13 protein-coding genes are annotated in these 12,528 nt (G+C 55.8%); 3 read left to right on the top strand and 10 right to left on the bottom strand.

Translation table 11 applies throughout. The features are described 5' to 3' along the window. Positions 1 to 467: 467 nt before the first annotated feature. The 8 genes from AC097W_RS17285 to AC097W_RS17320 all read right to left on the bottom strand — a co-directional run bounded on the left by AC097W_RS17285 (position 468) and on the right by AC097W_RS17320 (position 9,066). Complete coding sequence (locus AC097W_RS17285) at positions 468 to 2,621, bottom strand: AAA family ATPase (protein ID WP_479603873.1); 2,154 nt, start codon at positions 2,619 to 2,621, stop codon at positions 468 to 470. Further along, positions 2,615 to 2,923, bottom strand: a complete 309-nt coding sequence (locus AC097W_RS17290; RefSeq protein WP_479603874.1) for a hypothetical protein — start codon at positions 2,921 to 2,923, stop codon at positions 2,615 to 2,617. Before AC097W_RS17290 ends, AC097W_RS17285 begins: the two co-directional genes overlap by 7 nt. Next, on the bottom strand, positions 2,923 to 3,105 hold the full coding sequence (locus AC097W_RS17295) for a hypothetical protein (RefSeq protein ID WP_479603875.1): 183 nt from the start codon (positions 3,103 to 3,105) through the stop codon (positions 2,923 to 2,925). The genes AC097W_RS17290 and AC097W_RS17295 overlap by 1 nt, the downstream gene beginning before the upstream one ends. Beyond that, positions 3,105 to 3,812 carry a Rha family transcriptional regulator gene (locus tag AC097W_RS17300; protein WP_479603876.1) on the bottom strand — a complete coding sequence of 236 codons (708 nt, stop codon included), beginning with the start codon at positions 3,810 to 3,812 and terminating at the stop codon, positions 3,105 to 3,107. Before AC097W_RS17300 ends, AC097W_RS17295 begins: the two co-directional genes overlap by 1 nt. Then, positions 3,809 to 4,108, bottom strand: coding sequence for a hypothetical protein (locus tag AC097W_RS17305; RefSeq protein ID WP_479603877.1), 300 nt, complete (start codon positions 4,106 to 4,108; stop codon positions 3,809 to 3,811). The genes AC097W_RS17300 and AC097W_RS17305 overlap by 4 nt, the downstream gene beginning before the upstream one ends. A gap of 71 nt (positions 4,109 to 4,179) precedes the next feature. Continuing rightward, positions 4,180 to 5,037: a hypothetical protein gene (locus tag AC097W_RS17310; protein WP_479603878.1), complete on the bottom strand. Its 858-nt coding sequence runs from the start codon at positions 5,035 to 5,037 to the stop codon at positions 4,180 to 4,182. A 103-nt stretch (positions 5,038 to 5,140) separates the two neighbouring features. Beyond that, positions 5,141 to 6,586, bottom strand: coding sequence for a tyrosine-type recombinase/integrase (locus AC097W_RS17315; RefSeq protein WP_479603879.1), 1,446 nt, complete (start codon positions 6,584 to 6,586; stop codon positions 5,141 to 5,143). A 389-nt stretch (positions 6,587 to 6,975) separates the two neighbouring features. Next, positions 6,976 to 9,066: a TonB-dependent receptor family protein gene (locus AC097W_RS17320; protein ID WP_479603880.1), complete on the bottom strand. Its 2,091-nt coding sequence runs from the start codon at positions 9,064 to 9,066 to the stop codon at positions 6,976 to 6,978. A 448-nt stretch (positions 9,067 to 9,514) separates the two neighbouring features. Here AC097W_RS17320 and AC097W_RS17325 point away from each other — a divergent pair, with 448 nt between their 5' ends. From AC097W_RS17325 to AC097W_RS17335, 3 genes are all read left to right on the top strand, one after another. Beyond that, a complete protein-coding gene (locus AC097W_RS17325) occupies positions 9,515 to 9,700 on the top strand; it encodes a hypothetical protein (RefSeq protein ID WP_479603881.1) in 186 nt (61 codons plus the stop codon). A gap of 216 nt (positions 9,701 to 9,916) precedes the next feature. Beyond that, entirely contained in the window at positions 9,917 to 11,194 is a 1,278-nt protein-coding gene (locus tag AC097W_RS17330; RefSeq protein WP_479603882.1) for a PQQ-dependent sugar dehydrogenase, read from the top strand. A gap of 89 nt (positions 11,195 to 11,283) precedes the next feature. Beyond that, positions 11,284 to 11,598, top strand: coding sequence for a c-type cytochrome (locus AC097W_RS17335; RefSeq protein WP_479603883.1), 315 nt, complete (start codon positions 11,284 to 11,286; stop codon positions 11,596 to 11,598). A gap of 125 nt (positions 11,599 to 11,723) precedes the next feature. Here the strand turns inward: AC097W_RS17335 and AC097W_RS17340 are convergent, their stop codons facing one another. Together AC097W_RS17340 and AC097W_RS17345 are read right to left on the bottom strand one after the other, a co-directional pair. Beyond that, the gene (locus tag AC097W_RS17340; protein WP_479603884.1) at positions 11,724 to 12,170 is read right to left on the bottom strand and encodes a MerR family transcriptional regulator; all 447 of its coding nucleotides are present in this window, start codon (positions 12,168 to 12,170) and stop codon (positions 11,724 to 11,726) included. Beyond that, a complete protein-coding gene (locus AC097W_RS17345) occupies positions 12,170 to 12,466 on the bottom strand; it encodes an SCP2 sterol-binding domain-containing protein (RefSeq protein WP_479603885.1) in 297 nt (98 codons plus the stop codon). The genes AC097W_RS17340 and AC097W_RS17345 overlap by 1 nt, the downstream gene beginning before the upstream one ends. Positions 12,467 to 12,528: the final 62 nt, after the last annotated feature.

A 12,528-nucleotide genomic window follows, 5' to 3' on the forward strand; every position in this document is an offset into this window, starting at 1 on the left:
GCCGGCCAGCACCGGGTAATTGAATGACTGAAGTGTGCACGTGTCCACCTTATTGAAGTGGACACCATGCTCCCAACTATTGCCGCCTCCAACAAGATGGGTTTGCCGCGCGCTTACAGAATTACTGTCAGCAGCTTGCTCAATCCGCATCAAGCCCAGGAATTCAGCCCATGCTGTTACATGGTCTGTTACGCACCTGTTACACCGCCACCCTGTAGCTGGTAGCTCTGCCCGCCATACTGCCCGCAAGCGCCGGGACAGTTAGCAGCGCCAGGGGTGAATTGCTCAGTCATTGCAATGGCTCCCTGAACTTTCGTCCGTTCCCGTCCGTTCCCGTCCGTTCCCAGCATTCCGGGAATGAACGGAAACAGGTAGGACGGATATCAATATTTCATTGATTCCGTCCGTTCCCAACCTATTTTCCTTAAGGAACGAACGGAATGGGAACGGACGGAAATTGATAGCACTCATGCCATCACTCCCAGGGTGTCACCTTCTGGCGCGGGAACGGACGGAATCGCCTGCTTGCACCAGCTTACAGGTATTGCCAACTTGTCAGCGGGCAGGCCAGCACCAGACAAAATGGCTTCATGCTCCTCTGTTGTCAGGCTCACAAGAAAAGCAGAGCGTTTGTTGTTGGTGCGCTCTTTTGTCGGCACCATCACCTCGGACAGCCATTGTTCAGACAGCAGGTTTTCCAGCATCGCCACCACGTCCGAAGCCTTGCGGTGAACCTTGGCTTTCACCCCCGCCCGGTTCAACGGAAAACCTGCCAGCCACGCCACCTCCACGGCGTCTCGTATGTCTTGGCGCAGGCTTGCCTGGTCCTCTTTGCGCTGTTGCCCTGCGGCCTGTTCTGCAGCTTCCTTGCGGCTTTGTTGGGCAGGTGCGGCAATGCCCCAGCGCAGCAGCACGGTTTCCACGTTGCCGAATTCATCCGGCTCAGCGGTTTGCGCGGTGAAGCTGGTAATTTCAAGCTCTGGCCACTTTGCCTCAAACCGGGTCTTACCTTGCACCAGATAGCGGCTCTCACCCTCCCGAATCAGAAACATGGTCTGGTTCGCATCACCTTCAATGGCACTTGCCCCTCGGCTGGTCAGTGCGTCATTGCGGGTCAGGTTGGCTTTTGCAACATGGCCGATAAGCCAAACGGGCAGGCGGTCAAACCCTTGCTTCAATGCGGCCATCATTGCGCTGGCCTCGCTGTTGTCGTTCTCGTTTTCAATTGCCAGCACGGCGCTCTTTGTGTCCAGCACCACCAGCGGCAGCACCTCCACGCCATCCACGGTACGGGTGAACTGTTCGCGGTAGGTCTTGCCCACGCTCGCCACAAATGCCGGGTCAAGTCGCACGGCCTCCACAATGTGCAGGCGCTCCCGTACCTTTTCCAAGTGAATGCCCAGCCTCGAATGACCGACTATCCCGGCCATGATGCGGCGGGCCTGTTCCACGTCCTCGGTCACGTAGACAACATGCCTCCACTGGCGCGGCAGCAGGTCATCGCCATGCAATCCGGCGGCGGTCATCGCCAGCGGTAGCAGCACGGTCGTTTTGCCCACGCCATGCGCCCCAGCGATAACAGTCACACCATGCCCGATAAAGCCAGGTATCACCCAGCGCGGCGGCTTTGCGGTGCCATCGATGTCAACGTATAACGCCAGCGGGTGAACCTTGGGTTCAGGCTTGGGCGGCTCAGTCGCGACCTCTAACATGGCTTGCACCACATCAAAGCCACCATCAGGCGAACAGAACAAGTCGTTCAAATCGCTGTTGTCCGGCCAGCCCTCGGGCATCTCTGCCACGGCGCAATGATGCAGGGCGGCAATTTCAGCGGCGGCGGCTTCCTTGCCCACGTCCGGCGCAATAACCATCTTTGCATCAGGCTCACGCTGGCGAAGTGCAGCGGCAATTTTCGCCACGTTGCCCCAGCCGAAGCAGCACACGGCGCGGTGTCCGGTTGACTGCCATGCGCTCCACGCAGCCCCAACACCTTCGCACAGGTACAGCGGGCCATCGGTGCCCATCGTGAACGATGCCCCAGCCATGCTCGCGCCGGTTAAGTTCAGCTTTTTGCCACTGTTCGGCGGTATGAACTGAATGCTCTGAATTTCACCATCTGGCGCATAGGCTGGCACGGCCAGATATCCGGCCATGTTCTGCCCGGCAATGGTCAGGCGGTCACCATCAGACACCACGCGCAAACCGTCTGGCGTGCCTTGCTTTTTGAGAATGTAGCCATGCAGATTCGTTGCAGGCTGACAGCGGTCGAAAACCTCGCGGGCGCTCATTCCGGGCGCGGGCTTACGTTGCGGTTCAGTCTGGCTCATTGGCTTCACTGGCGCCATTCTGGCGGCTCCATCCTGCCAGCCGTGGTCGCGGGCCATGCCGAACAATGCACCAGCACCAACACCACCGGGCGCGGTCTTGAAACTTCGCCATGTAGCACGGGCGGATTGGGCGTTGTAGTTGCCAGCGGGTGCGCTCCACTGGTCGAAGTCGTCAAATGACAACCCGGCAGCATGGGCTGCCATGCCTGTTTTCACCCAGGTATCACGGGGCAGGTCGGGCGGTATCGTGTAAAGCGCATCACGGGCGCGGTCGGGGTTGTGTCCATTCAGCATGGCGAACCCCCTCGCATGGCATATGCGGCCTGCTTTGCTTTGAGCGGCAGACTGTATTTGGCAATAGCGTTCGGCCATTCGGCGTGCTGAATCATGAATGACTGCGGCTCCCAGCCCAGGTATCCAAGCAGTTTCACTGCGGCGGATAGCCTCCAGCCCTTGCGCTCACGCAACCAGTCGATTTGTGTCAGGTCACGCGCCTGCAGGTCATAAAGGGCGGTCTTTGCGGCACTGCCAGACGGCGGCATCTGTGGGCAGAATGGTAGCCCTTCAAACATCGGAATTTGTTCGGGTGTTGTCATCACAGCACCTCCCAGACCATCGCCACGAATTGCAGCACAAGCACCAAAAACAGAATGTTGAATCCGGCGTTGACGGTTGCGTAACGGGCGGCAGCAGCGATAAAATCGGCAGCGTGTTTGGTCAGTATCTTGGCGGGTTGGTCGTTTGCAGCGTCCAGCCCGTTGCCTTTTGTGGCATCCATTACGCCAGCCCCATCACTGCGGTGGTGTTGATGCCATAAGCGGCCAGCCAGGCGGCAGCAGGCCATGATTTGACGCTACCGTATAGCTCGTCGGGTACCGTCTCAGGTGCTACACCATTGGCAGCGCACCAGTTCTTGAGCAGCATCCACCCAAACTTACGGCCAAGGGCTTTTTCAATCGCTCGCACTGTTGCGTGACTTGATGTCTTGCCAAGCTGAATCTTGAGTTTGGCAGTCTCACGGCTGGCGGCACTTGCTGTCGCCATTGCCGTGGCCTCGCGCTTGCTGCCAATTAGATGCTTTGTAGCAATGGCTTGGTCGCGTTCGGCTTCTGCCTTGATACGGCTCTCTTCGGATTCCAGCGCCAAACGCAGGATGTCACTGCGAGTCAGTGTCGCCGGGTTGAAGCTGAAATCTTTTGCTTCCAGCTCGTGCCAGCGACGGATGACCTTCAGACGTGCTGAAGCGCTGTATCCGGTCAAAAGGGTTTCGGTCAACTCTCGGTCGAGGTAGAAGCAAACCGTGTAACCACGTGCATCTTTGGCTTCAGTGGGATGATTCAAATTTGAATCATCTTTTTCCAGGTCATCGAGCATGACCCGGATGTCGCGATGGACGTTTGAGAGTTCTTTGCCTGTCAACTCTGCAATTTCGATGCTGGTCATCGTGGCGATTTGTGTCGCTTGAGTTGCAAGTGCGGCGCTCATGCTGCCACCCCGGCCAATGCCTTGACTTCAGCCGTTGACCAGGCCAGCAGGCCTCGGATGCGCTTCGGGCGAAGTCCGGGAATGCCATCGTTCATCGCCCAAATCCGCAAAGTTTGTGGCTTGCGATTCAGGTGAAAAGCAGCTTCGGCTGTTGTGAGGTTTGGCCGGGTGACTTCGGTCAGTGCTTGAAACTGCGAAGGCTTCTTTTCAAGGTGCGCAAGGGTTAATGCATTCGGGATTGAATGCGCTTGATTTTGAGTAGCTTCCATGTTGTCGCTTTCGCGTTTATTGAACATGGCGCTATCGTTTTCGGGTATGCATCCTCCCCCGCAAGTATCCCCGTATCCCCCAATTTAGGGGATACCCCTCAGGCTTTAATCACAATGTCGCTTTGCCTAGTCAGGCGCTCCCATGCCTTATTAAAAACAGTTGAACCAGTGAATAGCTTGTTGCCTTTGAGTGCTTTTTGAGTGGCGGACTTTACGCCCGGCTTACCGGGTACATTTGCCGGCAGCTCCAGCGGGTCAAATCCCTGCTTTCTAATTTCGCTCAGAATGGCGTTGTCTTGGGCGGCACCTCGTTGCAATGGCTTCGCATCGCCACCAACCCCCACGGACTCAGTCTGGTTTGGGTCCATCACCACGGCTGGTGCGTCTGGCACTTGTTCCACTGTCAAAAGCTGATTCACCATCTTCTTTCGCCATGCTGCTTCGTAATCGTCAGCCTCGCGATGCGCGTTCCTAATCCGTTGTCGAGCTTCATGGGCATCAAGCCATGGTCCACACTGTTGTTCAAGTTCGTTGGCCTTTTGGGAGTAAGTCCTGTCATAGGAGCCAACAGCGCATTCGGCAGCACGGTAAGCGTCGAACGCGCCTCTCAGTGCTTGCCTCGCTTTCGTGGCTTTGGTCCCTAGTTCGCCAAGCACTTGTTGGTCTGGGCCATCAGTCCAATCACCATATTTCTCCCGAACGAAAAAGCCACGTCCGTCAAGTAGGAACGCTGCTAGCAGGCTGTCATTGAAAGGGTACGGCAGGGCTGGCGTAGTCAATGGGTCAGCTGCGTCATCACCGTCCAGGTCGCATGTTGGTGTCCAGTTTAAGAGCTTGTCGAACTCTGCGTTCTCTATCGGAACCTCTTTCGGCCAGAGGCCATCATCGTCACTTTTAAAATCATCATTGCGCCCATTGATGATTGCCTCGGCTACTTCCTTGCCATACGTCCCCATGTCGGCACCTCCCGTGCAACTCCCAATCGAGAAGCCCCAGCAGGCCAGGGGAGGACTGGCTTTTTAACCCGTTTTCGAAGCGGGTCTAGCTGGGGCTAATATATTACGCTCTTTGAACTACTCGCAAAGCAACCGGCGCTGCCTTTGCGTCAAACGAAATCCCTGCCTGCTCCAAAATCCACGCCTCAATCTTTTCATGGTGCACGCGCAGCAAGTCCAGCGGTCGAACGGTGTAATGCTTTTCAGCGGTCGCACTGGGTTTGTGCCCCATCAGTTGCGCCACCACGCCAGCGGGTATCTCAAGCCACTCGGTCAGGCTCTTGAACGAACGGCGCAGGCCATGCAGGGTCAGGCCTTCAATTCCAGACACGGTACACGCGGCGGTGTGGGCATGGTTTGGCTCTGTGATATGGCCGGTATAGCTAGTTTGGATAACTGGTGCATTGCCACTCTTCGATGCGTTGGCTCCCCTGCGTCCAATGTTGTGTTCATCCATTTTCAGATTTCGAACACTAGCGAACACCCATTCATTGCGGCGGGGCAGGGCGGCTATCAGGTGCGCGACATAGGGCGTGAGTGGAACAACGCGAGTACCCTCTACCTTGTCGCGGATGGTTAAACCTTTCCATTGGGTGTTCATATCCTCCCAGCGCAGAGTAATAACTTCGCCCGGCCTTGCGCCAGTGAGCAGCAGGGTTTGCAGGTAAGCGGCAATCACTGGGTTTTGTATCTGTTGCACAGCGTCAAACCAAACTGTCAACTGTTCGCGTTGCAGTGAGTCCGATTTGGTCCCGGCTTTGCCTAATGATTCGCGGCTCTTTTTGGTCTTGGCTGGGTTCTTTGCTGGCATCAGGTGGGCATAGGCGGGTTGTTCTTCGCACCAGCCTAGAAACACCTTCAACATGCGCCACGCAAGGCGGGCTGACGTTGGGCGGGTCTTGGCTTCCTTTGCGGCCCATGCCTCTATAACTGGCGCTGTAAGGTCGCGCAGGGGGATCGCCATCAATGCATATAGCGGCCCCTCCACGGTGGTGCCTGTGCCACGCTTGAATGACTCACCACCGGGCGCGGCTTTGCGGATGTGGTCGCGATAGTGCAAGTCGCCCCAGTGTGGTCGGCGTTCTTCAACGTAAACGGCCCACACTTCGCCCACGGTCAGGGCTGCAACACTGTTGGCGGCAATCTGCCGGGCTGCGGCGGCACTTGCTGCGGCCTTGTCGGCCTCCTTCTGGCGCTCTACTTCGCGAGGGTCGGTGCCAGCGTCCAGAGTAACGCGCAGTCGGTTTGCCTCAGTCCGGGCGGCCTCAATCGTCCACGCCTTCACATCGCCAATAGTGCGCCGGATGGTCTGGCGGTTTAGTTTGGCCTCAAACACGAACGACTTCGCACCAGTATTGGACACACGCACACGCAGGCCAGGTGCTTTGCTGTCACGCAAGAACGCTTGAGCCTTTATATCGGTGCGGCAGGTCAGTCTGTCAATTAACCCGGCGGTCAATTCGTGCGCTTCGCTCAGGTCAATCGCTGCATCTTTGCGGGGTCGTGCCATGTTGATTCCAGTCTGCGTAGCCACTGCGTAGCCACTTTTACCTAATTTAGGCGAATTTCAATCAACACCTAGGCTGTTCACTTATCCAGTTCTTATCTAGTAACTCGTTGATTTATATAGATTTTACTACTCAAATCAACACTGGAAAATGCCTTAAAGCTGCGACTCATAATCCTTTGGTCCACAGTTCAAGTCTGTGACGGCCCACCATTCAATCCCGCATCCCCTTAGTGATTCGCACTGGTCAATGCCCCAGCGGCGCTACCACCGTACTTTTTTTGTTCTGTTCTGCTATACAAAACATAGCTACTCGCGCAGTGTGCATGGGGGCTAACCCCGGTTTTTATTCAAATTTTCACTGGCTGACGCGTGGTCGCGTCGCCACCGGTTCAAATAGGCGCTGACAGGCTGAGCCCCACTGACCAGTTGTTCGGCAAGCCCGATTCATAGAACTGGGAGCTGGCTTGGTTGACGATGACGGAGCCGATGTAGCGTTCGTCGGACACGTTGTTGATTCGACCGTAAAGCGTCAAGCCGCCCTTGCCAATGCCCCAACGGTGCCTGGCGGAAAGGTTCAGGACGGTGTGGCCGTCTGCTGAGGCTGTATTCGTATCATTGGCATAAATGCGACCCGCTTGAACCAATTCAATGCCAAGGCGGGTTCCGTTGGTGAGTGCACCTTTGCCCGTGCTGGCGGGCTCACTGGTCCAGGCCAATTCCGAAAATACGGATGACTGTGGGATGCCCGGAATCTTGTTGCCTGACGTGACGTTGTTGAATGATTGGGAATATTGGGCGTCAATCATCGAGGCGGACAGGTTAGCCGTTAGACGCGGTGACAAAAGTGTGCTGCCGGAGAGTTCCCAACCGGTGCGCGATGTGCCGGGTGCATTTTTGTAGGCGGTTTGACCCAAATTATTTACGGCAACGACGATTTCATCGGTTGAGTTGATTTGAAAGAGTGCCAGATCCACACGCGACTCCCGATTGGGTACCCATTTCACACCCAACTCGTAGTGCTGGCTTTTAGACGCATTCAGGCCGGGATTGAATTGTGCAATGGGCACGGTGGTTCCACGATAGGCAACCTCTGAGAGGGTGGGGGTTTCAAAGCCCTGGCCATAGTTGGCATACAGATTCAAGTCATCTGTGGCGTGGTAAGTGAACCCCAGAACCGGGTTGGTGGAGGTATAGGTGGCATTTCCTGACCCGTCACTGCCATCCGCCAGATAGTAGTCTTCACTGGCAAAGCGGACCGTGCTGTAACGCAGGCCCGCCACGATAGACACCACGTCTGTAGCGAAAGCGGTGCCCTGCAGGAAAAAGTCGCTGTTCTCGGACTGGTTGTCTTCTCTTCGGGTGGTGGTTGCTTTTTGGCCGAGCAGAGAGGCACCTGCTTGGCGCAACTCGCGTGAGCGATCAAACTCATAACCGCCGGCCCATTCGATCGGAGTACCACCCCAGACTGTTTTTTCGTTGTACTGAAGCCCGGCTCCGTAGTAATTGCGGTTGAGGCCTGTCCAGAGTCCATTGACCGGAGTTCCCGTTGGCGCCTGGTACTGAAGGTTGTCGCGTGTGCCGTAATAGAGGCGGCTGGTTACCGACCGGTCCTGGTCAATTTTGTAAGTGGCTGAGCTTCCGATCTGATTTTGCAAAACGATCTTGCGGACAAAATACTTTGCTGCATTGGTGCCCGCCATCGACGGATCGGCCTGCAGTTGTGCTCGGGTCAGGCCCAAAGGGTCTTCGGCCAGAGGCATGTCGAACTGGTTGACCGCGACGTTGACGTGCAATTGCTCGGTGGCATCAAAACTCATTTTTCCGTTGAACTGCTTGCGTTCCGTCTTGCTGTTGTCACGGTAGCCGTCAATGGAGAGCGTGCTGTAGTCCGCTACCAATCCATATATTCCCGCCCGTCCGGAAACTTGGTAGTCCGCGCGGTGCATTCCGTAGGACCCCACGTAATACTGGTATCCAATTTCCGGCTCTGCGGGTGCTTCCTTGGTGAAGGCTTGAATCACGCCTCCCGAAGAGTTTCCGTACATTTGCGCCAGCGGGCCGCGCAGCACCTCGATGTGATCAGTCGACGTCAAACTGATGGACGACCCTTGCCCCTGGCCATCGGGTGTGGTTGCCGGTATGCCGTCAACCAGCAAGCGGATACCCCGGATACCAAAGGCGGAACGGGCGCCAAACCCCCGTATGGAGACCTGCAGGTCCTGCGCGTAGTTTTGCCTGTCGAGAATAGTCAGGCCCGGTACGCGGTTCAGTGATTCCGACAGGCTCACTTGCGGTCCGGCGCCTTGAATGGTTTCCCGGTCAATTGACCGGATGGCGGCAGGGGCATCAAAACTGCGTTGCGCGTTGCGGGATGCAGAGATCACCACTTCATCGAGTGTCTGTCCGAAGACAGGAATCCCCACGGAACTCACCACTATCAGATAGGGCCTGAGACTTGAAAACTGAGAAGATTTGCGCATGATGTTCCCTAAAGATTTGAATAATTGCTTGAGAGAATGGTGCACGACTGGTGATGTTCATGTCGCCGAAATGACATTGATTCTGGGCAGTAACTTACGCAACCGCAAGCGGCGCTTAGGGTTTTCACCAAATGCTGAAGATATTGAATTTAATTCAATATTGGCTTGCGAAAATAGACGCAAACAGAGCGCCTCCAAGCAGGTGGTACTTCGGGTTTACCCTGTTTGCATCTTGAGTTCTACGGGCTACTCCGGGTGGAATTTCGGGGCACAGCGTTGCTGCGCATCTTATTGGACCCTCAGCGCCACCATCCTTCAATTCCTTAGCAAGTAAATTCCGTTATGAAACTACATTGCCTCGCCGTTGTCTTCTTGCTCCACAGTGCTGCAGCACTTGCCGATGTCAAACCGATGCCACAGGCGCAGTGGCCGCGCACAGTGGCCGATTGTGAGCGACACCAAAATGGATAGCCTGTTCCTGCTGCTGGGAGAGTGGGGCGAGGATGTTGGGAAACTACTTGGACTCGACAATGGAAACAGGGCACTTATCGAGGACGCCTGTGCTCGCGCATGTACTGTCGAACAGGCTACGTTAACGCTCATGGAAGCTGCCTGGAAAGCGTTGAAGCCTTGATTGACAGCCGCCACAGCGGGTTCGCCTGGACTGAATTTTTTTTCAAATTAGATTGAAAAAATATATGGCGTATTACTGTCCCTGTCGTGACGCGTCGAGGGTTTCCCCTAGCCGCTTCACGCACCCTTGCCCCTACATTGACATAGGTCTATGGCAAATCATCAGCGTTTGTTTGAGACATAAAAAACTGCTGTCAATCCAACCAAGGAAAATATCGTGAAACAGGTCAAACTCACATCCCTCGCTTTAGCTGTTGCAACTTTGGGCGCCATGTCGGCTTATGCCCAAGACGCCAACCTGTCAACTCTCCAGCGCATGGGAAACACGGCTACGAACATGGTCATTCCTACCATTCCGCAAGAGGGTAAGAATGCCGATGCCATCCGTGCCAATCTGAAAAAGATCAAACTGCCAGATGGATTCAAGATTGAACTGTACGCAGTGGTGCCTGATGCACGCTACATGGCGGTTGCTCCCTCCACCAATATGCTGTTTGTCGGCACGCGCAAGACGAATGTCTGGGCTGTAACTAACCGCAACAACGGTGATGCAGCGACCGAAGTCAAGGCCTTTGCGCCATCCGTCAAATTCAGTAACCCCAATGGCGTTTGCTTCACCAACGACGGTTTCCTGATCGTTGCAGAATCCAATCGCATCTTGCACTTCCCCGCAGCTGAGTTTTTCTACGAAGGCCCGGACGTTGCTGTCGGCGTCATCGTTCCTGAAGGCAAGTTGATCCCTGTTGAAGAGCAGTCGTTCAACCACACCGGTCGTGTCTGCAAGGTGGACAAAGACGGCAAGATCTTTGTGAACCTGGGCCAACCGTATAACGTGCAACCCGCAGAAAAAGTGGCGCTGTACGAAGAACTGGGTATGGGTGGCATCGTGCGTTACAACGGTCTGGACGGAACCGGTCGCATGGTCTACTCCAAGGGCATGCGCAACCCCGCCGGCCTCTCTATCGGGCCAAAGGGCGATATTTGGGCCACTGACAATCAAGTGGACGGATTGGGCGATGGCATTCCTCCGGGCGAGCTGAACAAAATCTCCAAGCCTGGAGAGCACTTCGGCTTCCCCTATTACAACGGGCATTTCAAAGTTGCAGGCTCAGCTGCCGCGCCTGACCTGAAGGACATGAAAGAACCCGCAGGTGCCATCTACCCGCAAGTGGAATTCCCTGCACACCAAGCCCAGCTCGGTTTGACCCACTACACAGGAACCGCGTTTCCCAAGAAGTACCAGGGTGGCCTGTTTGTGGCATCCCATGGCTCCTGGAACAGCACCGTACCAACGGGCTACCTGATCAACTTCGTGCCAATCAAGGCCGATGGAAATGCCGGCTCGGCAGAAGTGTTTGCCGACGGCTTTCTGGACAAGACGACGAAACGTGCTTTGGGACGGCCGGTAGACGTTGCCAACCTGCCTGATGGTTCGATTCTGGTTTCGGACGACTATGCAGGCGCGCTCTATCGCATCAGCTATAGCGGCAACTGATCCGGGGGTGAAGTACGGGCCTGAAGTCCGTTGCTGAACCATACAGGGGCCCCTTTTTCAGGGGCCCCATTTATTTTTACAGTTCCACTATGAAGAATCTATTTTCTATTTTCCTGGTCTGCGCCGCTTTCAACGCCTTTGCAGATGATGTGGCTGAGGGTCGGGCAAAGGCAGATGTGGCGTGTGCCCTGTGCCATGGCCCCACCGGTTTGGCCATGCTTCCGAATGCACCGAACCTGGCCGGGCAACAGTCAATTTATCTGAGCGAGCAATTGAGAAATTACCGCAGTGGCAAGCGGCAAAACGAAGTGATGAACATGATTGCGAAACAACTCACCGATTCGGAAATTACCCATCTTGCTGCCTGGTACAGTGCCGTCAAGATCACGGTTGAAGCGCCTTGAATCCGGCGTTGAAGGTATCAAAGGTATCTCGGTTGCGTTCGGACAACCGATAGTGGTAGTAATGAATTGTCGGCCAGGTATTCGACAATTCGCGCGGACGTTACCCTGCTGAAGTAGTCTTTGTTTTAGACATTCTCCGATAGCTGCTTGGTCTCCAGATGCTTGCGGCAGCTGGCGTTGATGACCCGCAATTCGGCCAGCGTTTCATCAATCTGCGCGCGTTTTTGTTCCAGTTCGGCAATGGCCGTGTCGGTGCGGTCAATCACGTAGGTCAGCTGCTGCGCGCGGCCTTCGCCGTGGTCACCATACAAATCCAGGTAACGTTTGATCTCGGCCAAAGACGAACCAATATCCTTGGCCCGCAGGATGAGCGCTAGCCGCGCACGGTCGCGCCGTGTGTACACGCGCGCACCATTGATGCGCCGGGGTGCGAGCAGCCCTTTGTCTTCATAGAAGCGCAAAGCGCGCAGGGTGATCCCGAACTCTCGACATAGCTCGGTGATGCCGAAGAGTTCGGATGCCGCTTCGTCGCGATGGGAGTCGACGAAGGCCTGCGCGTCGGCTGCAGACATCAGATCACGCGCTGTAGACGCATGGCAACACCCATATCGCCAGAGACCTTGAGCTTGCCCGCCATGAAGCCGGTGGTGGGCTCCAGGTCGCCGCTCAACAGAGCGTTGAGGTTTTCCAGTGTGATGCCCACGGTGCAGTCGGAGTCGATGTTGTCATTGCTCACGGTGTTGGGGGTGGATACGCCGTCGATGCGAATCACGCCGTCGGTTCCGCAATCGAATTTCAGAGTGGCTGCCAAGCCGCTGTCAGCGCCCACTTTGGTACGGATGGTCTGGGTGCATTCTTCGATGTTCATGTGAGATTCCTCTGAGTTAGGGGTTAAACGCAATGCTGGTGGACTCGCCACGTCAACGGGGC

The sequence above is a fragment of the Rhodoferax sp. GT1R46 genome, assembly GCF_056521285.1.

What these genes read in the sequence shown, in the direction of transcription:
- AC097W_RS17335 (WP_479603883.1), top strand. Translation starts at nt 11,284, where the DNA reads ATGAAGAATCTATTTTCTATTTTCCTGGTCTGCGCCGCTTTCAACGCC.
- AC097W_RS17310 (WP_479603878.1), bottom strand. Translation starts at nt 5,037, where the DNA reads ATGGGGACGTATGGCAAGGAAGTAGCCGAGGCAATCATCAATGGGCGC.
- AC097W_RS17300 (WP_479603876.1), bottom strand. Translation starts at nt 3,812, where the DNA reads ATGAGCGCCGCACTTGCAACTCAAGCGACACAAATCGCCACGATGACC.
- AC097W_RS17290 (WP_479603874.1), bottom strand. Translation starts at nt 2,923, where the DNA reads ATGACAACACCCGAACAAATTCCGATGTTTGAAGGGCTACCATTCTGC.
- AC097W_RS17340 (WP_479603884.1), bottom strand. Translation starts at nt 12,170, where the DNA reads ATGTCTGCAGCCGACGCGCAGGCCTTCGTCGACTCCCATCGCGACGAA.
- AC097W_RS17295 (WP_479603875.1), bottom strand. Translation starts at nt 3,105, where the DNA reads ATGGATGCCACAAAAGGCAACGGGCTGGACGCTGCAAACGACCAACCC.
- AC097W_RS17285 (WP_479603873.1), bottom strand. Translation starts at nt 2,621, where the DNA reads ATGCTGAATGGACACAACCCCGACCGCGCCCGTGATGCGCTTTACACG.
- AC097W_RS17305 (WP_479603877.1), bottom strand. Translation starts at nt 4,108, where the DNA reads ATGTTCAATAAACGCGAAAGCGACAACATGGAAGCTACTCAAAATCAA.
- AC097W_RS17315 (WP_479603879.1), bottom strand. Translation starts at nt 6,586, where the DNA reads ATGGCACGACCCCGCAAAGATGCAGCGATTGACCTGAGCGAAGCGCAC.
- AC097W_RS17320 (WP_479603880.1), bottom strand. Translation starts at nt 9,066, where the DNA reads ATGCGCAAATCTTCTCAGTTTTCAAGTCTCAGGCCCTATCTGATAGTG.
- AC097W_RS17345 (WP_479603885.1), bottom strand. Translation starts at nt 12,466, where the DNA reads ATGAACATCGAAGAATGCACCCAGACCATCCGTACCAAAGTGGGCGCT.